The following is a 22,675-nucleotide window of genomic DNA, read 5'->3' on the forward strand; positions in this document are numbered from 1 at the left end:
CAGAAGACAGAAAAGAGGAATTTATAATCCGTTAACTGTTGTTATCACTGTATAAACAACCATTAATTTTGTCGGGTCTAAACCGAACGTATGGCAGAAGATAAGTCAATGCGCCTGAGCCAAGTGGCAAAAATTCTCAACAAAGGGCTAACCTCTGTTGCGAGTACGCTTACTGCCAAAGGTTTCAAGGTGGAAATTAACCCTAACACCAAAATCAACCTGGAACAGTTGGAGGTGTTAGCGAAAGAGTTCAAATCAACCGATCTCCTGAACGGGGCACGCAAACCGGCCGAGGCTCCTTCGGCCGATTCGCACCGTGAGGCACCTGCCCGTCGGGAACAAGACGACCTGCCGCTGTACTCGCGGGATGACAGAGGTCGGGCCAGCACCCCTGCTGCCGAGCGCCCCGCTGAGGCGCCAAAACCTACCCCCACTATTGAGCGGGCACCAACAACTATTTTGTCTGGTCCCAAGGTGGTGGGCAAAATTGACTTAGACGCTCCCCGCCCGGCTGCTCCACAGCCGCAGGCAAAAGCGCCCGAACCACCTCGCCCCGTAGCGGTACCAACGCCAACTCCGGCTCCCGTGGCAGCGCAGCCCATTGCGACACAACCCGCTGCTCCTGTTGCTCAGCCCGAACCTAAAGCGGTGCAACCCGCTCCGGCACCCGCACCGCCTGTGGCACCGAAACCAGTTGCCCCGGCTCCGGCCCCGGTTGCTGAAACGCCCAGGACTGCGGCTGCACCAGCAACAGCTCCGACAGCCGCGACCCAGCCTGCTGCTCCCAAACCAGCCGCACCCGTTGTGCCTGAAGCAAAGGCGGCGCAACCTACACCTGCCCCCGCGGTGGCACCCGCTGCTGCCCCTGAAACACCAACAGAGCCAACTGGTCCTGTAGAAACGATTCGGGCAGAGGGTAGTGTGCAACTAAAAGGCCTGACCGTAAAGGGCACCATCGACCTGACGCAGTTTAACCGACCGCAGGGTGGTGGCGCAGCTGGTCGTGACAAAAAAGGTAAACGCAAGCGCCTGCCAAGCCCTAATGACCGCCGTGGCCCTGCACCACAGGGTGGTGCGCCGGGACAACAGCAGTCTGGCACCGGCCAACCCCAAGCAGGTGGGCAGAACAACGGGCCGCGTAACGACCGCAACCAACAGGGTCAGGGAGATCGTCGCCCACAGGGAGACCGTCCGCCTTATCAGGGTGGTGACCGGAATAACAACAACGCTGGCAACAATCAAAACCGGCCTGCAACGGCTGGCGGCGACAACCAGAACCGGCCTGCTACCACGGGTGGAACTGGCAACACCGGCAACAACCAAAACCGTACAGGTGGTGGCGCTGGCGGCAACAACCAAAACCGCAACAGCAATGGTCCACGGCCAGGTGGTGGCAACGACAAGAACCGCCGTACACCTGACCGCCGCGAGGCACCCACCACACGCGAGGTGCAGGACAGCATCCGGGCCACCAACGCCCGTATTGCCGGTGGTAATACGCGTACCAACCGTGGCGCCGACCGTCGTCGTGATCGCCGCGCTGACCGCGCCGAGCGCGAACGCGAACGGGTGGACCAGGAGAACGAAGAAGCCAAAATTCTGAAGGTAACCGAGTTCGTGTCGGCCAACGATCTGTCATCGCTGATGGACGTGTCGATCAACGAAGTTATTTCGGTTTGTCTCAGCGCCGGTATGTTCGTGTCGATCAACCAGCGGCTTGATGCAGAAGCAATTACGTTTATCGCTGACGAATTTGGTTATGACGTACAGTTCGTATCTGCGGAAGAGGAGGTAGAAGCCAGCCTGGTCGACTCACCCGATACCGAAGAACAACTGCAACTCCGTGCCCCCATCGTGACGATCATGGGTCACGTTGACCACGGTAAAACATCGCTCCTTGACTATATCCGGCGCACGAAAGTGGCCGCAGGTGAGGCCGGGGGTATCACTCAGCACATTGGTGCCTACAGTGTGAAAACGCAGGACGACCGGATGGTTACGTTCTTAGATACGCCCGGTCACGAAGCCTTTACGGCCATGCGTGCCCGTGGTGCCAAAGCGACTGACGTGGTTATCATCGTGATTGCCGCCGACGACAGCATCATGCCCCAAACGCGCGAGGCCATCAACCACGCACAGGTGGCGGGTGTACCTATCGTGTTCGCTTTCTCGAAGGTGGATAAGGCCGGTGCCGATGCGGAGAAGATCCGCAACGAACTGTCGCAGATGAACATGCTTGTGGAAGATTGGGGTGGTAAATACCAGTCGCAGGAGATCTCATCGAAGTCAGGTTTGGGTATCGACGATCTGCTGGAGAAGGTGTTGCTGGAAGCCGAAGTGCTGGAGCTAAAAGCCAATCCGGACCGCCGCGCTACGGGTACGGTAGTAGAAGCCACGCTCGACAAGGGCCGGGGTTACGTAACCACCGTACTGGTGCAAAATGGTACGCTGAAACAAGGCGACATCATGCTGGTGGGTGCGCACTATGGCCGTATTCGCGCCATGACCAACGACCGCGGCGAACGCATTAAAGAAGCTGGTCCGTCGATGCCGGTGCAGATTCTGGGCTTGCCTGGTGCGCCACAGGCGGGTGATAAGTTTAACGTAATGGAAACGGACCGCGAGGCCCGCGAAATTGCCAACAAGCGGGAGCAACTCCTGCGTGAGCAGACCCTGCGGACCCGCAAGCACATTACGCTGGAAGAGATTGGTCGGCGGAAAGCGATTGGGTCATTTAAAGAACTGAACGTGATCGTGAAAGGTGACGTAGACGGTTCGGTAGAAGCCCTGTCCGATTCGCTGCTGCAACTCTCGACGGCGGAAGTGCAAGTAAACATCATCCACAAAGCAGTAGGTCAGATCTCTGAATCGGACGTGCTGTTGGCTTCGACTGCCGACGCTATCATCATCGGTTTCCAGGTGCGGCCCTCGGCCAACGCCCGGCGACTGGCTGAGCAGGAGCAGATCGAGATCAGGATGTATTCGATCATCTACGATGCCATCAACGAGATCAAAGACGCGATGGAAGGCCTGTTGGCCCCCACGCAGGAAGAGGTCATCACCGGCAATATCGAGGTGCGCGAGGTGTTCAAGATCAGCAAGATTGGTACGGTGGCCGGTTGTTACGTCACCGACGGTACGGTGAAACGGAGCCACAAAATTCGGATCATCCGCGACTTCATTGTGATCCACACCGGCGAGATCAGTGCCCTGAAACGCTTCAAAGACGACGTCAGCGAGGTACGTACCGGCTACGAATGTGGTTTGAGCATCAAGAACTTCAACGACATTGAAGTAGGCGACGTGATCGAAGGGTTCGAAGTAAAAGAAGTAAAACGCACACTGGCCTAGTCACTATCGTTTTCGACATAAAAAAAGCCTGCCTCTTTTCAGAGGCAGGCTTTTTTGCATTTGGGAATAGCTGAAAAACTATTGTTATCAACTATTCCTTTGCTAACTCCTGCACGGCCAGCCACGCCATGAGGCCAGGGCCAATGGCCAGGGCCGACTCGTCGATGTCGAAGGTGGGGGTGTGGACACCGGCGGTGATACCCCGTGTTTCGTTGCGGGTGCCGAGGCGATAGAAGCATGAATCGACCACCTGCGAGTAGAACGCGAAATCTTCGCCCGCCATCCAGAGGTCGAGGTCAACCACGTTGTCGCGGCCCATATAGGCTTCGGTTTGGGTGCGTAGGCGGCGGGTGAGTTCGGGGTGGTTTTTCAGGAACGGGTAGCCTTTCACGCGGGTAAATTCGCAGCGGCCACCCATCGCTTCGGCCATGGTTTCGGCCATTTTCTGGGCCAGGACAATGCCTTTTTCGCGCCATTCTTCATTCATGCACCGGAACGTGCCTTCAATCGTGACCTCGTTGGGAATGACGTTGGTGACGCCATTGGCAATGAACCGCCCAAACGATAGCACCGATGGGCTGGCGGGCGGGCGGTTGCGGCTGATGATCTGTTGCAGGGCGACAATGATGTGCGAGGCAATCAGGACCGGGTCAACGAGGTTGTCGGGCATGGCGGCGTGGCCTCCTTTGCCCCGGATGGTCATGTAGATCTCGTCGGTGCTGGCCATGTACATGCCTTCGCGGAAACCGATTTTGCCCACCGGCACATTGGGCGCTACGTGCTGCCCGATCATACCCGCCGGACGAGGGTTTTCCAGCACGCCGTCTTTGATCATGAGCGACGCCCCACCCGGTGCTTTTTCTTCGGCAGGCTGAAAAACGAGCTTCACCGTTCCCGAAAACTGGTCGCGCAACTGGTTCAAAATTCGAGCCGTACCGAGTAAACTGGCCGTGTGTACGTCGTGTCCGCAGGCGTGCATCACCCCATCGACGGTCGATTTGTAGGGCACGTCGTTAGCTTCGGTAATGGGCAGGGCGTCCATGTCGGCGCGGAGGCCAACCACCCGCGACGAGGGCGTGAGGGTGCCTTCAATAAGCGCTACGACGCCCGTGTTAGCTATGCCCGTTTGCGGCGAGAGGCCCAGGGCGGTGAGCTGTTCGGCCACAAACCGGGCCGTGTTTTCTTCGTGAAAGGATAATTCAGGGTGTGCGTGCAGGTGGCGACGGGCGGCAACAGCATCGGCGGCATACTGGCGCGACAGGGATTGGATTTGCTCCAACATAACGGAAAAGAGACGGTAACGGCCCCAAAGATACCGCTTATTGCACCGGCGTGACCAGTTGCTGATGGTCGTGGATGACCTGTTGCAGTAGCTCACGCGAAGGCAGCGCCGTTTGTAGGTCGAGGATTTGGCGAAGCTGGTCGGCCGTTTTCACGATCAGCATGGTACTGTTAAGGGCCAGCACGTCGCGGATGGTGGCCATGTCGCGGTCGGTGAGTTGAGCTACTTCGGGCAGGAGTATGGGTTGGTCATCGTCCAGGTTGCTGTAATTCAGGTCGTTGAAGGTGAGTTTCTGGCGTACCACCACCACCGTAGTGCCCGCCGCCACGTCGCCCAGGCGCTGCCCCCGGTGGCTGATGGCCATGGTAATGAGGCCAATGGCGGGCAGGGCGCTTATTTCGAGCAGCCGCAACACCCACCGCAGCAGGTAGGCCCCCAGGGTGGGTTGTGAGCCGTCGAGCATAACCACCCTGATTTTCATGGCAATCTTGCCCACGCTTTGCCCGTTAAGCAGCCATTCGCACGCGAGGTCGTAGAAGGCAACGGGCATGGTAACCACGAAAATATAGTAGTAGTTGCTCAACGAAAAGCCTAACCGGCTGGGTAACAGGGCCGTCAGCAGAAACCATCCGAGAAAAATAACGTAGTCGATAAGCAGGGCCACCATGCGGTCGCCGATGCTGGCGGTTTCGTACTGAAGGCTAACGTTCTGGGCAGTCTGGATACTGACATTCATGGTGCAACTCGTTGGCGATAATAGCCTTAAAAATGAAAAAATAAGGTCATAAAACCGCGCTTGTAGCCTGTTTTATGTAATTTGGACCATAGGAACCGGGCCTGTCAACCACACCCCACTGGCCCGTTCCTGATCTTCTTTTTCTATGCGCGAAGTAACGTTTGTGAAACAGCACGAAGCCCGGTGGAAGCTCATTGAGGAGCAAAGCACCGAACCCCGCGACCGTGTAGACCCCGACGAGCTGGTGGAGCAGTTTATTGAACTAACCGACGACCTGTCGTACGCCCGCACGTTCTACCCCGGCTCGAACCTGACGCGCTACCTCAACGACCTCACCGCCACGCGCTACCGGGGCCTGATGCGCAACCGTCGCGAAGAACTAAGCCGGTTTGTGACGTTCTGGACCCACGAACTGCCCACGCTGTTTTACCAGTCGCACCGGTTGCTGCTGGTGTCGTCCCTGATCTTCCTGGCGGCCTGCATCACGGGCTGGGTGTCGGCCCGGCACGACCCCACGTTTGTGCGGCTGATCCTGGGCGACGGGTACGTGAACATGACCCTCGAAAACATCAAGAAAGGTAACCCCCTGGGCGTATACGGCTCCGGCGACAGTTCGGAGATGTTTTTGCATATCACGCTCAACAACATCCGGGTGTCGTTTATGGCGTTTGTGGCGGGCATTATGGCGTCGGTAGGTACCATTTTGCTCCTGTTTTCCAACGGCGTGATGCTGGGCGCTTTCCAGGAATTTTTCCACGAACAAGACTTATTGCTGACCTCGGTACTGAAGATCTGGATTCACGGCACACTCGAAATTTCGGCCATCATGATTGCGGGCTGTGCCGGGCTGACCATCGGCAACAGCATCCTGTTTCCGGGCACCTTTGGTCGGCTGGAGTCGTTCAAACGGGGGGCCAAACAGGGCATGAAAATCGTGATCGGGCTGGTGCCGGTGTTTGTGGTGGCGGGCTTCCTGGAAAGTTTCGTGACGCGCCAAACCCTGCCCCCGGCGGTCAGTATGCTCATTATTGGCGTATCGGCAGCGTTTATCGGCTGGTATTTTGTGTTTTATCCTATTCAGTTGAATAAAGCGAAATGACCCATGCCCAAACTATGATTGACTTACAGCGTGAGCGAACGTTCAGCGAAAAAATCAACGCTACGTTCCAATACATCACTGCCAACCTGGGCAGCCTGCTCCGGTGCCTGCTGTACATCAGCGGCCCACTGCTGCTGTTGGGGGCCATCAGTGTAGGCATGATCAGGGGCGGCGTTGGCGGCGGGTCGTGGGTAGGCGTGTCGATGGCGAGTGTACTGTCGTTTTTTGCATACTTCTTTGCTTTTATGGTGGTCCCGTTGGTGCTCAGTGCGCACATGAAAGTTTACGAGCGCGAAAACGGTGGTCTCGTTGAAACAAGCGCCGTGCTGGCCGAAGTGTGGGCGTCGGCGGGTACTACGTTGCTGGTGAACATTGTCCTGTTTATCATGATGGTGCTGGTAATGCTGCTGAGCACCATGCTGGTTGGCTTTGCGGTGGCGGCTTTCCGGCTTATAAATCCCTACGTAGCCTCGGTGCTGAGCCTGCTTTTTTTGCTACCCGTTTATGCCACGGCGGCTATTTTGTCGCTAACTACGCCCATCATTGTGTTTGAGCGGGGCGACGTAGGCCACACCATTGGCCGTTGTTTTAGTCTGGTGGGTGGCAAGGTGCTATCTACCATCGGGCTGGTGGCGGTGATGCTGGGTGTGGTGTACAATCTGCTCATGCTGCTGTTTATTCCCTACATCGCGGTAATGGTCATCCGGCCATTGGTGGGCTTTTTCGAGATACCAACGTTCGTGACTATTCTCTTTGCCTCATTCAGCGTGCTGGCGTTTTCCGTCATTGCGTCGATCATCATCATTGCCGTCAATTTTCAGTATTTCAGCCTGATCGAACGCCGTGAACACCCCGGCCTTATTGCCCGCATTGCCACCATCGGCATGAACACCCCCGTTACGCCCGATGCCGAAACGTACTAAGCTGCCGCCTTTTTTTCTGCTACCCGCCCCAACTCCAACCCGGTGGCTGGCCTGCCTGCTGACGGTGCTGTTGCTGCTGGCCGGGCCAACTTGGGCGCAACAGCCCGACTCGCTGGATGGCCGCCAACCCGACGATAAGAACGTAGTGGTGCCCCCCGATTCGACTGGCGACGATGAGGACTTTGATGAAGATGCCATCAACCCCAAAGACACCATCCACTACCCTGCCGCCGACGATAACGCCACGCTGACACCTCGCTCGTTCGACGCTAGTCAGCTTCACGATCTGCGCTTAAGCCGTGATTATCAGTATGGTACCGACCTGACCGACCCGTCGGAGAATGTGGTTGAGCGGTTTCTACGCTGGTTGTTTGACCACCTCCGCACCATTCTCTCGGTGCAGCGCTATGGCGCGGCGGGGCAGTACCTGGTGCTGCTGGTCATTGGCGGGCTGGCCGTCTGGCTGCTCTACAAAGCCGACATCCTGGCCGACGTGTTTACCTGGGCCAAACCGCGGGCCGTGGCTACGCCCTATGACGTGCTCGACGAAAATATTCACGTCATCGACTTCAGTCAGCGCATCAGCGATGCCGTGGCGCAGCGCAACTACCGCATGGCCGTGCGCCTGTTGTATCTGCAAACCCTGAAACGCCTCACCGACGCAGGCCGCATTGCCTGGCAGGCCGACAAAACCAACCGGCAGTATGTGTATGAACTGGCCACCAACGCACCCGCCAACAGCACCGCCCGCGCCGAATTCGAAGCCCTGACCACCCAGTTTGAGTACGTTTGGTACGGCGATTTCCCAGTCGATGATGTTCGGTACGAACGGATTCGAGAGCAGAGTCAGGCGTTCGACAGTAACTTTTCCCGCGCATGAAAAAGCCCAACAAGTACTTGCTGATCTTACTGGGCATGGTGGTGGTGTATACCCTGATGGAGTATTTCCGGCCAAAAACCATCAACTGGGATGCCACCTACCGCAACACCGACACGCAGCCGCTGGGGTCGAAAGCCATGTTTGAGCTATTGCCCGCCCTGGTGAAGCAGCCTGCGGTGACGAACGTACGGAAGCCGATATACAACCAACTCACCGAAGAAACCCTGCCCGCCAACAGCAACTACCTATTTGTGCAGGGTGATTTCGACATAGACGACCTTGACCAGACAAAATTGCTGGCCTGGGTGAAACGGGGTAATACGGCCTTTATTTCGGCCTATTCGTTTCCCGACACGCTGGAAAAGGTCCTGCATTTCCGAGCACCACTCAGCCCATTTAGCCTGGCCGACAGCACCCTGCGCACCAACTTCGTGAACCCGGCCCTGCGCACGCCCAACGGCTACAACGTCCGCCACGACGATGGCCGCAACTACCTACAGGTCACGCAGCCCAATAGTCCCATTAGGGTGCTGGCCCGTAACGCCCGGCAGCAGGCCATTTTTCTGCGCATCCCCTACGGCAAGGGCACGTTTTTCATTCATAACCTGCCCCTGGCGTTCACCAACTACTACGCCCTCGACAGTGCCACCACCACGCAGGCCACCGGGGCGCTGTCGTACCTGCCCGCCCGCCCTACCTACTGGGACGAGTACCAGAAGCAGGGCCGGTTTAGCGCCGAAGAGCAGTCGCTGTTGCGGTATGTGCTGAAACAACCGGCCCTAACGTGGGGCTATTACATCCTGGTCTGGAGCCTGTTGCTCTACGCCATCTTTGCCGGAAAGCGTACGCAGCGCATCATCCCCGTGGCCGAGCCGCTGAAAAACACCACCCTCGATTTTGTGCAGACGGTGGGGCGGGTGTACTTTCAGCAGGGAAACCACGACAACGTAGCGCGCAAGCAGATCCGGTATTTTCTGGCCCGCCTCCGCGAACGTTATGCTTTGGATACCAGTACCTTAGATAACGAATTGACGGATACGCTGACACGCAAAAGTGGCGTTGATGCCCAGGTGGTGGCGCAACTGGTGTTGATCCTGAATCAGGCCAACCGCGCCATCGGCCTCAACGAAGCCGACCTCATCACTATCAACGCCGCCATCGAAAAATTTCAGGCAGCAGCAGGCGGAGGAGCTACCGTCCGCCGCGCTTTAACAACCTACTATTGACCAAATTTCCACGCATGGAACAACCTTTTGAGACCCGCCTTGATTTACAGGCCCTGACCACTGCCGTAGATGCTATCCGTTCGGAGGTGGGGCGGGTGATTGTGGGGCAGCACCAAACGCTCGACTTGCTGCTCACGGCCCTTTTGGCCGACGGACACGTCCTTATTGAAGGTGTGCCGGGCGTAGCCAAAACGCTCACCGCCAAGCTGTTGGCTAAAACACTGGCCGTGCAGTTCAGCCGTATTCAGTTCACACCCGACATGATGCCCGCCGACGTGCTGGGGACGTCGGTGTTTAGCCAGAAGACGGGGGAGTTCGCTTACCGGCCCGGCCCTATTTTCGCCAACATCGTCCTCATTGACGAGATAAACCGCGCCCCGGCCAAGACGCAGGCGGCCCTGTTTGAGGTGATGGAAGAGCGGCAGGTCACCAACGACGGCATCACCTACCCGCTGCCGCCGCCGTTTATGGTGCTGGCCACACAAAACCCCATCGAGCAGGAGGGTACGTACCGCCTGCCCGAAGCCCAGCTAGACCGGTTTCTGTTTAAGGTGGTGGTGAATTACCCCGACGCCGACGAGGAAGTGGCCATTTTGCGCGGACATCACCAGCGCCGAAACCTGACCGACGCGCTGGGAGCCATCAACGCCGTGCTCGACGCCGCGCAACTGACCGAACTCCGCGAGAAGGTGAGTCAGGTGCACGTAGAAGAAAACCTGTTTACCTACATCGCCCAACTTGTGCGGGGTACGCGCGACAATAAATCGCTCTACCTGGGGGCTTCGCCCCGCGCAGCGGTGGCCCTGCTCAACAGCGCCAAAGCCCTCGCCACCCTCCGTGGACGTGATTTCGTGACGCCCGAAGACATTCAGGAACTGGCCGCGCCGGTATTGCGCCACCGTATTCAGCTCACCCCCGAACGCGAAATGGAAGGCATCACCCCCGACGGTGTCATTGCCCAACTGATTCAGAAAGTGGAGGTGCCAAGGTAATGTACAATGAATAATGTATAATGTACAATGATTAATCAGCCCGCTACGGTGGTACAATGTTGCTTACGCTGTCTGTGGCTCATTGTACATTGTACATTATACATTGTACATTCTTCTCATGGACAGTCGCTGGAGGGTGCCTGGGTGGGGGTGAGGATGGAACTCGACAGCGGGTTTGCCTGTCCGTTGCCGCTGTATCTGGATGTCCGCGCCGACAGTACGTATACGCTTAGCCTGATCGACAATGCGGCCCGCAACCCTCGCGCTACCTGGGCCATGAACGGGCAGGGGCTACGGCTCGACACGCTGCTGTTTGGCCCAAAACAAGTGCGCCTGACCGATACTGAACTGAGCCTGACGGGCAGCAGTCCCATGCTGTTTCGGCGCGTACCGGTGGTGCCCAATACGGACCTGACCGAAACCGCCGTGCAGGCGTGGCTCACTAACCGAATCTGGCAGAAAGGTATCGTCCGATACCATTTTCACGACGGCGGGCAGGCCTGCGTGGAAGCTGTGGGTAGCCGTGACCGGGCCATCCGCTGCTGGTCGGTGGTGAGGCGGGATGGGGCGATTTTCATTATCGTGAAAGGCAACCGAATCGACTGTTCACGGAACTACGACGCGCCCATGCTGGTGGAAAAAATGACTGCCAATACGTTGACCGTCAACGAGTTTTCTGATAAAGTAAGCAGGGTAAATCTAATGGCGCTGGGTACGTTGCCCGTCCATAAGTCGTGCGAACCGGTTGGTTTTCAGGTATGTAGTTCCTGCTTTTACGAAGTCAATGAGCGGGCCAATGAACTGGATAAGAAAGGCCCTGCCGGGCGTTTTTACGCTATCCGGCAACGGCTTCAAGCTGCCTATGTGCCAGGTGAAGAAGCAGGCCAAACCGGCGTGGTGCAGGTGCGTTGCGTGGTGAATTGCGAAGGAGAGGCGGGGCGTTTTTCGGTCAGAACCTACGGCCCCCACTACCAGCTACTGCCTCGCAACGGGCCAACGGCCAATCAGTTGTTGCGTATCCTGCAAACCCACTTCGCCACGGGCTGGCAACCCGGTAGGGTGCGCAACATAACCCGCCCGCTCGACTACGTGGCCATCATTAATATCCGCCTTGTTGAGGGGCGCATAACCGACGTTTTTCCATGATGCTCCGACTGCTTTGTTTGCTGCTGCTGCTTGCGAACCTGGCGCAGGCCCAAAACGAAAGTGCGCTGATGGAACAACTCACCCGTCGGCTTACTGAAACGGCCAAATACAGCCGCCCGTGGGGGTATGTGTACTACCACAACTGGCTCGACAGCACGATCCGGGCGGGGGGAAAAGACATTGGCGATCATACGTTTTACAAAGGTCTTTCGCTGCTGGAACAACGGGCCTACGACCAGGCAGTGCCACTGCTAGAAGAGGCCTGTCGGCAGCAACCCAAGCACCACGGCTACGTGGGCTGGGTGTACCTGGATATCCTCCGCGACTACCCCCGCGCGCTGACTCACTACGACGCCTACGATGCGCTAACTCCCGACGTGGACGACCGCGAAGGCGACCATGCCGTGAGCTACCTGCGGGCCGAAATCTACCGGTTTATGGGTCGCCCGGCCGAGGCTCTGCCGGGTTATGACAAAGCCATTGCACTCATTGAAGACAAGCACGGCCCCAGCTGGGTCAACTACCGCTACTACCTGGCGCGGGGACAGGCCCGGCTGGCGCTGGGTATGGTCGATGATGCCCTGGCTGACTTCAACAAAGCCATTCCCAACAACCCCAGCAGCGCCGCATCGAGCTACTGGAAAGGCCGGGCGTTGCAGGCCCAAAATCGCCCCGTCGAGGCTCGTATGGCCTATAACGATGCCCTGCTGTGGCTTCGAAACTCGACCGTGGAACAGGACCGCTATTATGAAGAACAGGACGCCGTTTATGAACAACAGGTAGACACGGCCCTGGCTAGTTTACCCAAATCACCCTGATACGCTGCCGTATGAAAGTTTTCCGTGCTCTGTTTGTCTCGTTGCGTCTGTGGCTGCTGCTGTTGGGGTTTGTGCTGGCATTTGTGGTAGCCTATGCGTTTCCGCTCCTGTTTCCGGTATTGCAGATCGCCTTTGTCGTATTGCTGTTGCTGTTGCTGATCGAAGGGTTTTTGTTGTTCCGGCAGAATACGGTGGGCAGTCAGCCGGTATTTTTTGCCCGCCGCGAACTGCCCGAACGGCTGTCGAACGGCGACGACAACCCCGTTACGCTCTACCTGGAAAGCCGCTATCCGTTTGCTACGCCGGTAGAGATCATCGACGAGATTCCGGTGCAGTTTCAGCGCCGCGACGTGCTGTTTACTGCCCAACTGACCCCCAATCAGGCCCGCGCCATCCGCTACGAACTGCGTCCCACGCGCCGGGGTGAATACAGCTTCGGGGCCATCAATGTGTTTGTGATGACTCCGCTACGGCTCCTGAAACGGCGTTTTCAGTTCGAAACGGGGCAAATGGTGCCGGTATATCCGTCGTTTCTGCAAATGCGGCAGTACGAGTTGCTGGCTGTGTCGAACCGGCTTACTGAATTGGGTATCAAGCGCATACGGCGTGTGGGCCACAGCATGGAATTTGAGCAGATCCGGCCCTATACCCAGGGCGACGACCTGCGGAGCATCAACTGGAAAGCCACCGCCCGCCGCGCCGACGTGGGGCAGGCGGGCCTGATCGTGAACGCCTACCAGGACGAACGGTCGCAGGGGGTGTATTGCCTCATAGACAAGGGGCGCGTGATGCAGTCGCCGTTTGGGGGGCTTACCCTGCTCGACTACGCCATCAACGCGTCGCTGGTGCTGAGCAACATTGCGCTTATGAAACAGGACCGCGCCGGGCTGATTACGTTTTCGGAAAGAATAGGGCAGGTGGTACCCGCCGAACGTCGGCCCGGCCACATGCAGAAGTTGCTGGAGGTGCTGTATCGGCAGAAAACGCGCTTCCTGGAAACCGATTTCGAGGCGCTTTACACAACCGTGCGTACGCAGGTGCGGCAACGGAGTTTGCTCTTGCTGTTCACCAATTTTGAAACCCTCAACGGCCTGCAACGTCAGTTGCCTTACCTCCGCCGCCTGGCCAAAGACCACCTGCTGCTGGTCATTTTCTTCGACAACACCGAACTCCGCAGCCTGCTCGACACCCCCGCCGCCAACACCGAGGGCGTCTACATGAAAACGATTGCCGAGAAATTCGCCTACGAAAAGCGTCAGATTGTCAAGGAGTTACAGCAATACGGCATCGCCAGTATCCTCACCGCCCCGCAAGACCTCACCGCCAATACAGTTAATAAGTATTTAGAGTTGAAAGCGCGCGGTATGATTTGAAGAGAGTGGTAAGTGATAAGTGGTGAGTTTGCCTTCGCCAGGGCATTGCTTTCGCGTGGCCCTTCGACAGGCTCAGGGTGACACGCCAGTAGAGCAATCTCAACAAGTTGATTCAAGGTCATTGTCACCCTGAGCCTGTCGAAGGGCTACGCGAAAGCAATACGCCTGCGGCAGCAAACTCACCACTCACCGTTCAGCACTCACCACTCCCTTCCCACTCATGCGCTAACTTGCGCCCTGAATTACGTCCGTTATGATTTGGTCTCGCATTGCCCGCTTTATCCTCTCCAATCGTTTGTTGCTGCTGCTGATCGTGCTGGTCGGTACGGTGTTTATGGGCTACCGGGCTTCGCGCGTGAAGTTCTCCTACGAATACGCCCAGATCCTACCCACCATCGACCCTGATTACATTCGGTATCAGGCGTTTAAGCAGCGCTTTGGCGAAGACGGCAACGTGATGGTAGTCGGTATCGAGACCGATTCGATGTACCGCCTGCCCTTCCTGACCGACTGGCAACAGCTCACCCGGCAGATCAAAGCCATCGACGGTATCCGCGACGTGGTGGCCAATACAGGCCTCTACACCATTGTGCTCAACGACAGCACCGACCAGTTTCAGTTCAAACCCATCAGCACACAACTACCTGTTAGTCAGGTCGAAGCAGACAGTTTGCAGCGCACCATCAGCCGGTTGCCGTTCTACCAGGGCCTCGTAACTGATTCGTCGGGGCGGGCGCACCTGATGGCTATTTCCTTCGACCAAAAAAAGCTGAACACCAAGGGGCGCATTGCTACCGTGCGGCAGATCGAAAAGCTGGCCCTGGCTTTCGGGGAGCGGCATAAACTCACGGCCCACATGTCGGGACTGCCGTTTATCCGCACCGAGTTTACGGCCAAAGTAAGCAACGAAATGTTCCTGTTTTTTGGGCTGGCATTCCTGGTTACGGCCCTCATTTTGCTGTTCTTTTTCCGGTCGTGGGTGGTGGTGGGCATCACCATGGTGGTCGTTACGGTGGGCGTGGTCTGGACGGTGGGCTACATGTCGCTGTTTGGGTATACGATCACCATTTTGTCGGGACTGATTCCGCCGCTGATCATCGTGATCGGGGTGCCCAACGCCATCTTTCTGCTCAACCGCTACCATAGCGAACTGGGCCGGGGGCTGTCGCAGCACGACGCCCTCACGGTGGCCATTACGAAGGTGGGTGAGACCACGTTTTTTGCCAACGTCACCACGTCCATCGGCTTCTTCGTGTTCTACTTCACCAGCAGCCCACTCCTGCTCGAATTCGGACTGGTAGCCTCGCTGGGGGTGATGAGCACATACTTGATTTCGCTCATACTCATCCCGCTGGCATTCAGCCGGTTAGCCGTACCGACGGAACAACAGCGCAGCCATTTGGATAAGCCATTGCTGACTCGTTTTCTGGTCTGGGTAGACCACCTCGTACACCACCGCCGCCCGGCCATTTATACCTTCGTGGGTACATTTGTGGTGCTGGGGCTGGTGGGTATGAGCCTGGTGAAAGCCGTTGGCTACGTAGTGGATGACCTGCCCAAAAACGACCCCATTTATACCGACCTGAAGTACTTCGAAAAGACCTACCACGGCGTGCTGCCACTGGAAGTAAGCATCGACGCGGGCCGGGCCGGGCGGGTGCTCACACCCCAGACGCTGACCAAAATCAAGCTGCTGCAACGCGAATTTGCCCGCCACCCGGAGTTTGCCCGGCCGCTGTCGGTGGTAGAGGCGGTGAAGTTTTTTTACCAGGCCTACCGGGGGGGCGACCCGCGCTACTACATCCTGCCGCCCGCGCTGGAGATGGCCAAGCTGCAACGCTACACAAGCCAAATGGGCACGGGCACCTCGCGGTCGGGCAGCGTAAGCCTGAAATCATACGTCGATTCGTCGCGGCGCTACACGCGGGTAAGTTTTCAGGTGGCCGACGTGGGCACCGCCCGCCTCCACACGCTCATTGATGAACTGCAACCCCGCGCCGATTCGATCTTCAATTACAACCGCGATACCGGTCAGTGGGTGGACGCTGCTGACCGGTATACCATCAACCTCACGGGCAACAGCGTGGTGTTTGAACGGGGTAACCAGTACCTGCTGCGCAACCTGGCCGAAAGCACCTTGCTGGCCATTTTCCTGGTCTCCATCGTGCTCGTGATCCTCCTCCGCGACGTGCGGCTGAGCCTGATTGCCATTTTGCCAAGCGTGGTGCCACTGATCGTGACGGCGGGGCTGATGGGTTATTTCGGCATTCATCTCAAGCCGTCTACCATCCTGATTTTCAGCATCGCCTTCGGCCTTTCCTCCGACGGTACGATCTATTTCATCACCAAATACCGCGACGAACTCACGCGGGGGCAGGCCACCGTAGCCGAGGCTATTTCGCGTACCATCCGCCAAACGGGCGTCAGTATGGTCTACACGGCCTTTATTCTCTTCGTGGGCTTCGCCATTTTCACCGCCTCTACTTTTCAGGGTACCGTGGCGCTGGGTATCCTGGTCTCCATCACCTTGCTCATGGGCATGACCGCCAACCTCGTCTTGCTCCCCGCTTTTTTATTGACGGTGTATGAACGGCGGCGGAAGAAAGAAGCAGTTGGTTAGTAGTCATTGGTCATTCAGTAGCTGGATACGACCAATGGCCAATGACCAATGACTACTTATTTCCGCTACGCTCCAATCTGAGCATGAGCATTTTACGTAAGTGGTAATTCTCACCCTTACCTACATTCCTACGTGCTCCGACCTACTCTACAGCGGCGTTGCCTCCTGATTCTGGTCGGGCTGTTTAGCAGCGTGGCGGGGTGGGCGCAGCCGGGGTCGTCGGTGTTGCAAACGGGGGTATGGGTAAAAATTGGCGTGACGGGTACGGGAATTATTCGGCTTGATCAGGCGCTGCTGACCAGGGTTAATGGGGCCTTCGCCACGGCCGACCCGCGCCTGTTTCGGCTTTATGGCAACGGCGGCGCGCCCCTGCCGCAACCCAACGCCACCCCCCGCCCGGTCGATCTGCTGGAAAACGCCATCCAAATCACGGGCGAAGCCGACGGCCGTTTCGATCCCTCCGACGCAGTCCTGTTTTTTGGCCAAAGCACCACCACTATTCTCGACAACGGCGCCGGCCAACCCCTCACGCATCAACTCAACCCCTACGCCGACACTACCTTCTATTTTCTAACCATCGGTACCTCTGCCGGGCTGCGGGTAGCCAACCGGGCAGTGGGTAGCACCATCGGCACCCCCATCTCTACCTACGACGACTACCTGTTTCACGAGGCTGAACGGGTGAAGCCGCTGCCGTCGGGGCGGTTCTGGCTGGGCGAAGCATTTCAGGGGGAACTGTCTCAGCGTCAGACTATTGATTTCGCTGCACCGGGCCGGGTACCCAATACGCCTGTGGTGGTGCGGTCGGCGGTGATGGCTTCCTCAACAGCGTCGACTACATATTTTTTGCAGCTTAATGGCGCCAACGTTGGCAGCCAAACGGTAGAGCCGGTAGCCGATGCCCTCACGCGTTACACTACGCGGGGGATGCTCAACACCAGCACGTTCACCACCACACCGACGGGTGCCGACCCGCAGCTTTCCGTCCTGCTCACGTCGAGCCGAAAGGGTGGGGCAGGGTCGTCGGGCTACCTCGATTTCGTGTCTGTTCAGTATCAGCGCGAACTTCGGCAGTATGAACAACCCACGGTGGTGCGGACTAGAGGAGGGCGATTTTTGGCGAAACAGGCCACGACCGCGCTGCGCATCTGGGACATAACCAACCCCCTGCGGCCTGTGCAGCAGGCCTACGCGCTGACGGGGTCAGCGGCCACCTGGTCGTCGGATAGTGCGGCGCGGCAGACGTACCTGCTTTTTACCGATGCCCAAACCGGCCTACCAGCATCGGTCAGGCCGCTGGCGAACCAGAACCTACGCGGCCAACCAACGCCTAACCTGCTGATTGTGACACCGTTGGCGTGGCGGGCCGAAGCCGAACGGCTGGCGCAATTTCGGCGAACCAACGATAGCCTGTCGGTGCTGGTGGTGACTACGCAACAGGTCTATAACGAGTTTGGCAGTGGTCAGCCCGACCCCACGGCTATCCGCGATATGTGCCGGTATTTTTATCGGAAAAACCCACCAACGGCCGTTGGGCAGGGCCTCAACTATTTGCTCCTGTTTGGCGATGCCACCTACGATTACCGCAACATCGAAGCGTATTTGTCGCCCGCCGAGCAGGCCAACACGGTGCCTGTCTATGAAAGCAGCGAGTCGCTGCACCCGCTGCTGAGCTTTTCGTCCGACGATTATTTTGGGTTTCTGAAAGATACCGACGGCGAGTGGGCCGAGAATTTCACCGGCGACCAACGGCTCGATATCGGCGTGGGTCGGTTGCCGGTTAAGTCGCCTGAAGAAGCTAAGGCACTGGTTGACAAGTTAATACGCTACGCCACGGACAAAACCACGCTCGGCAACTGGCGGTCGCAGCTGCTGCTCGTGGCCGACGATGGTGACGACAATATTCATCAGCGTGATGCCGACCAACTGGCCACTTACGTAGAAGCTCACGCCCCGGCCTATCACCCCGACCGCCTGTTTATCGACCAGTTTCCGCGCACCACCGACACCGTGGGGACGCAACTGGTGCCCAAATCACCGCGTGTGAACGCGCTGCTCCGGCAGGCCATGCAAGACGGGCGGCTCATCATCAACTACACTGGTCACGGGGGCATTCGGGAGTGGGCGCAGGAGCAGGTGCTGACCCTGAAAGACATCCTGACTACCCCCACCACGCGCCTGCCCCTGTTCGTGACGGCCACCTGCGAGTTTGGCCGCTACGACGACCCCACCAGCAATTCGGGAGCCGAAATTGCCCTCCTGAACTCTACGGGCGGGGGTATCGGGCTGCTGACCACCACCCGGCCCGTGTTTGCCGACAAAAACCTGCTGCTGAATCAGGCGTTTTACCGAACCGTGTTCCGCCCGAAAGCAGGCCGGATGCCCCGGCTCGGCGACGTGATCCGGGCCACCAAAGACAGTAGCCTGGCGGGGGTGCAAAACCGGAATTTCGCCCTCCTCGGCGACCCGTCTATGCGCCTGGCTTACCCCCGCGCCGACGTAGTGCTTACCCAACTGAACGGCCGCCCGCTGGCAACCCCCGCCACCGACACCCTGCGGGCACTTCAGCGCGTAACGCTCACGGGCGAAGTCCGCCAACCCGGTAGTGGGCAACCCCTGACCGATTTTTCGGGAACGGCGCAGATCATGCTCTACGACAAGCCCGCCAGCCTGACCACGCTGGGGGTTGAAGGCAATGCCAAAATGACGTTTCGGTCCTACACCAACCTGCTCTTTTCCGGGCAGGTGCGGGTGCTGAACGGACAATTTCAGGTGCAGTTGAGCCTGCCCAAAGACCTCGACCTCACCGTGGGGCCGGGCCGACTGTACGCCTATGCCCTCCGTAACGATGGCCTGCTTGATGCAGTTGGAGCCGCCGATTTGCCCATTGGTGGCGTGACCGCCCTACCTATTGCTGACGGGCAACCACCCTCCATCCGCCTGTCGCTGGCCGATACGCTGACCACCAAACCGCTGCCAACCGTGGCTGGCCCAGACGTTACGTTACTGATCGAACTAGCTGATAACGAGGGTGTTAATTTGTCACAGTCGGTGAAAAGTCACGCCATGAGCGGGCAACTCGACAGCCGCGAACCGGTACTACTGAGCCAATACTACACCGCCACCACCCCCGACGGGCGGCAGGGGCGCGTGCGATACGTGATCACTGGCCTGGACAATGGTACCCACACGATTCGCGTGACGGCCTATGATTTGAGCAACAACGCTGCCGATGCCACGCTGACCTTTGTCGTAACCGATAAACCACCGCTAACCCTGCAATCGCTGACGGCCTACCCCAACCCGTTTTCTGACAAAGCCACCATCAGCGCCACCCACAACCGCCCCGGTGAAAGCCTGGACTGGTCGTTGGTGGTGTTCGACGCGGCGGGTAAGCTTATCAGCGAAACCCAGGGGCCGTGCACCAACTGCCCAACGCCCTTTGTGCTTCCCGGCTGGGGACGCAGCAGCAGCGGCAGCACGCTCACCAATGGGCTGTACATCTACAAGTTACAGCTCCGTTCAGTGGGCGACGGGACCACGGCTACCGGTAGTGGGAAACTGATACTGGTTCGGTAGGTTATTTACCTCCTCGTTCACATTAAAATTGATGGCTGTGCGTATTGCCTAAAACAGCCTCAGTGCTGGTAGAAAGGGCATAAATGCCATTATTGGCAGAGGTCAATTTGTACTTAAGCAAATTTTAATGGCCGTTAGCGAATCTTTTTAAATCCAGCTGTCAGCAAAGAGCGTACGTACAAAATCTCAGATAAATTACTGAATTACAGCAAGTTAATTCGAGCGCCGTTTGTGGATACAGTCGACTGAACTGTATCTATACCTATAGGTAAAACTGAGTAAATACACTGGTAACGAACCCGTCTGATTTATACCGAGAAAGGGTCATTCCAGTTGATGAGGATAGTTTTTAACCAATACAAACCAATCTCCTTTTACGTATGAAAAAGAACGCTACTCTTGGGTGGGCGTTGCTATCGGCCTTGTTAGTGGGAACACTACTGGGCTGCACCGACCACCGAAACGCCTCACCATCGGTGCTGGCGCAAATCGCCCAGTCGTTCACGCTCCGATCCGCGGATGAGAACGGCGTGACCGTCTACACACGCGGCAGTACCAATAACATCAGGCCCGGCTACAGCAAATTTCTGCTCGACCTGAGTAAGCCACCTATGGCTACCTACCGCGAGTTCGACGCTAACACGTTTGTAGCCAGCAGCTGGCAGGTTATTGACGACAAGCGGCTGATCCTCAATGGACTTACGCCCCAGCCGTCGGGCACGAACGGGACCCTGGAATTTGCCATCGTCTCAATTTCGGCTACTGAACTGGTGCTTACAACGGCCACCGTCAGCCAGAAAACGGGTGGCCTCACCAACCGGTATACCCTGACCACACGGTAAACTGCTCTGTTCCGTTTTTCAACTCACTCTATTTCGTTTTACTCATGAACCGACTATACCCATTGCTACTGCGGGGACTGTTTGCGCTGTTCCTCCTGTTGCGCATCGTCAGCCTCAGTCTGGCGTCGAGCCACCGCGAGGCTCCCCTGATTTCTAACGACCCCCTGGCCGACAATACCGATGTGTATGCTTTCAAAAGCCCGGATGATCCGAACATGATCACCCTGATTGCGAATTACATACCGTTCGAACTGCCCGAAGGTGGCCCTAACTACTACAGTTTCGGCCCCAACATCCGCTACGAGATTCACATCAAGAACAGGACAACAACTACCGGCGACGACATTACGTACCGGTTCACGTTCTCGAATACCAACGAAGACCCGACTACGTTTTTCAACATCCGGCTGGGTAAGCAGAACCTGAAAACCACCTACGTCTGCGAGAAAAGCACCAACGGGGGTGTATCCTTCACCACCATCGTGGCCACGGGCGTGGTACCACCGGCCAACATCGGTCCCCGCTCTATTGAAGACCCCACGCTGGGGTTGAAGGCAGCCTCCTACGATGCCCTGGCACAAGCGGCCATCGCCACGGCCACTACCGGCGAAAAAGTCTTCTGCGGCCCCTCCGACGATCCCTTCTTTGTCGATCTGGCCGGTGCCTTCGACGTGGGTAACTTCCGCCCGGAGGGCAACGTGACCAACGCCCCCAAAGACGGCCTGGCGCGGTTTAACGTGCACTCTATTGCCCTGAAAATTCCGGTAAACCTGTTGCAGAAAGACGGCAAGACCGTGGCACAGGCGGCCAATATTCTCGACGGTGATTTTGTCATCGGCGTGTGGGCATCGGCTAGTCGGCGGCAGATCAAAACGCTGGATGCCAACGGTGCCGCGGCGTTTTCGGGCAACTGGGTACAGGTGTCGCGGCTGGGGATGCCCCTGGTCAACGAGGCCATTATTCCGGTGGGCATGAAAGACAAGTGGAACGCCACCATGCCCAACAACGATCTCCAGTTTGCCCAGTACTTCTCGAACCCTGAGCTGGCGCTTTACATGGACGACTCGCAGTTTGGTGGGGCGGTGCCCTCTATGAAAGCCCTGCGTATTCAGCAAAACTCGCTGGGTTCGTTTGATTTTCGGAATCAGAAAGCAGGCTTGTTTGGTCTGAAAAATTCGGCTGCGGTAGCCGGTACGGCCCTGGCCGAAGCGGCTTTTGGCGGGGTGTTACTCCCCAACGGAACCAGCCCCCGCGCCGTAGATATTCTGCCCATTTTCTACACGGGCGTGCCCAACCTGGCTCCGTACCAGCTGGCTACGGGCAAGAACAACAACCCGCTGGCTGCTGGTAAGCCGTTCATTAACAACTTCCTGCCCACGCTGGGTGATATGTTGCGCTTGAACATGGCCGTGCCCGCTACCCCCCGCAACGACCCCAAGTTTAGTTCCCTGGGGCTGGTGGGTGCCGCCGTGTTGGGCCTGACCGATCCCGCTTACAACGGCTCGACGACGCTTCAGATGATCCCGAACATGGATGGGTTTCCGAATGGTCGTCGCCTGGAAGATGACGTGACTACTATTGAGCTACAGGCAGTATCGGGTGTGGTGCTCGCGGCTATCGGCCTCTTCTACGACGATGCCACCACGGTGAAGCCGGTGTCGGCCAAGCTGGTTAATGTGCTGAGCTTCAACGCCGGGCCAACCAAAAACGACACCACCTTCCGGGCTGGATTCCCCTACGTGCAAATTCCGTGGAGGGGTACCAACTACACGCCGAAAGCCAGATTCTGATCCCTCACTGTTACAATT

15 protein-coding genes are annotated in these 22,675 nt (G+C 57.6%); 13 read left to right on the forward strand and 2 right to left on the reverse strand.

Annotated features, from left to right (window positions below; all coding sequences use genetic code 11):
- Positions 1-90: 90 nt before the first annotated feature.
- Positions 91-3,351 carry a translation initiation factor IF-2 gene (gene infB, locus J2I48_RS23915; protein WP_207338039.1) on the forward strand — a complete coding sequence of 1,087 codons (3,261 nt, stop codon included), beginning with the start codon at positions 91-93 and terminating at the stop codon, positions 3,349-3,351.
- Positions 3,352-3,442: 91 nt separating this feature from the next.
- Here infB and J2I48_RS23920 read toward each other — a convergent pair whose 3' ends face one another.
- Positions 3,443-4,633 (reverse strand): M20 metallopeptidase family protein, encoded by a 1,191-nt coding sequence (locus tag J2I48_RS23920; protein WP_207338040.1) that lies wholly within the window; start codon positions 4,631-4,633, stop codon positions 3,443-3,445.
- A gap of 37 nt (positions 4,634-4,670) precedes the next feature.
- Positions 4,671-5,369 (reverse strand): RDD family protein, encoded by a 699-nt coding sequence (locus J2I48_RS23925; protein WP_207338041.1) that lies wholly within the window; start codon positions 5,367-5,369, stop codon positions 4,671-4,673.
- A gap of 145 nt (positions 5,370-5,514) precedes the next feature.
- Between J2I48_RS23925 and J2I48_RS23930 the strand changes: the two genes are divergently transcribed.
- The 12 genes from J2I48_RS23930 (at position 5,515) to J2I48_RS23985 (ending at position 22,657) form a co-directional block, all read left to right on the forward strand.
- On the forward strand, positions 5,515-6,468 hold the full coding sequence (locus J2I48_RS23930) for a stage II sporulation protein M (protein ID WP_207338042.1): 954 nt from the start codon (positions 5,515-5,517) through the stop codon (positions 6,466-6,468).
- Positions 6,469-6,482: 14 nt separating this feature from the next.
- A complete protein-coding gene (locus J2I48_RS23935; protein WP_207338043.1) occupies positions 6,483-7,391 on the forward strand; it encodes a hypothetical protein in 909 nt (302 codons plus the stop codon).
- Complete coding sequence (locus tag J2I48_RS23940) at positions 7,375-8,271, forward strand: DUF4129 domain-containing protein (protein ID WP_207338044.1); 897 nt, start codon at positions 7,375-7,377, stop codon at positions 8,269-8,271. Before J2I48_RS23935 ends, J2I48_RS23940 begins: the two co-directional genes overlap by 17 nt.
- Entirely contained in the window at positions 8,268-9,497 is a 1,230-nt protein-coding gene (locus J2I48_RS23945) for a DUF4350 domain-containing protein (RefSeq protein WP_207338045.1), read from the forward strand. Before J2I48_RS23940 ends, J2I48_RS23945 begins: the two co-directional genes overlap by 4 nt.
- A gap of 14 nt (positions 9,498-9,511) precedes the next feature.
- Positions 9,512-10,489, forward strand: a complete 978-nt coding sequence (locus J2I48_RS23950) for an AAA family ATPase (protein WP_207338046.1) — start codon at positions 9,512-9,514, stop codon at positions 10,487-10,489.
- A 156-nt stretch (positions 10,490-10,645) separates the two neighbouring features.
- Positions 10,646-11,635, forward strand: a complete 990-nt coding sequence (locus J2I48_RS23955) for a hypothetical protein (protein ID WP_207338047.1) — start codon at positions 10,646-10,648, stop codon at positions 11,633-11,635.
- Positions 11,632-12,453, forward strand: a complete 822-nt coding sequence (locus tag J2I48_RS23960; RefSeq protein WP_207338048.1) for a tetratricopeptide repeat protein — start codon at positions 11,632-11,634, stop codon at positions 12,451-12,453. The genes J2I48_RS23955 and J2I48_RS23960 overlap by 4 nt, the downstream gene beginning before the upstream one ends.
- Before the next feature lie 11 nt (positions 12,454-12,464).
- Positions 12,465-13,826 carry a DUF58 domain-containing protein gene (locus tag J2I48_RS23965; RefSeq protein ID WP_207338049.1) on the forward strand — a complete coding sequence of 454 codons (1,362 nt, stop codon included), beginning with the start codon at positions 12,465-12,467 and terminating at the stop codon, positions 13,824-13,826.
- A gap of 253 nt (positions 13,827-14,079) precedes the next feature.
- Positions 14,080-16,446 carry an efflux RND transporter permease subunit gene (locus J2I48_RS23970; protein WP_207338050.1) on the forward strand — a complete coding sequence of 789 codons (2,367 nt, stop codon included), beginning with the start codon at positions 14,080-14,082 and terminating at the stop codon, positions 16,444-16,446.
- A gap of 132 nt (positions 16,447-16,578) precedes the next feature.
- A complete protein-coding gene (porU, locus tag J2I48_RS23975) occupies positions 16,579-20,025 on the forward strand; it encodes a type IX secretion system sortase PorU (RefSeq protein WP_207338051.1) in 3,447 nt (1,148 codons plus the stop codon).
- Between the two features lie 380 nt (positions 20,026-20,405).
- Positions 20,406-20,867: a hypothetical protein gene (locus J2I48_RS23980; RefSeq protein ID WP_207338052.1), complete on the forward strand. Its 462-nt coding sequence runs from the start codon at positions 20,406-20,408 to the stop codon at positions 20,865-20,867.
- Between the two features lie 44 nt (positions 20,868-20,911).
- Positions 20,912-22,657 carry a DUF4331 domain-containing protein gene (locus J2I48_RS23985; protein ID WP_207338053.1) on the forward strand — a complete coding sequence of 582 codons (1,746 nt, stop codon included), beginning with the start codon at positions 20,912-20,914 and terminating at the stop codon, positions 22,655-22,657.
- The last annotated feature ends 18 nt before the right edge of the window (positions 22,658-22,675 follow it).

This window comes from Fibrella aquatilis, assembly GCF_017353255.1.
GTDB lineage: Bacteria > Bacteroidota > Bacteroidia > Cytophagales > Spirosomataceae > Fibrella > Fibrella aquatilis.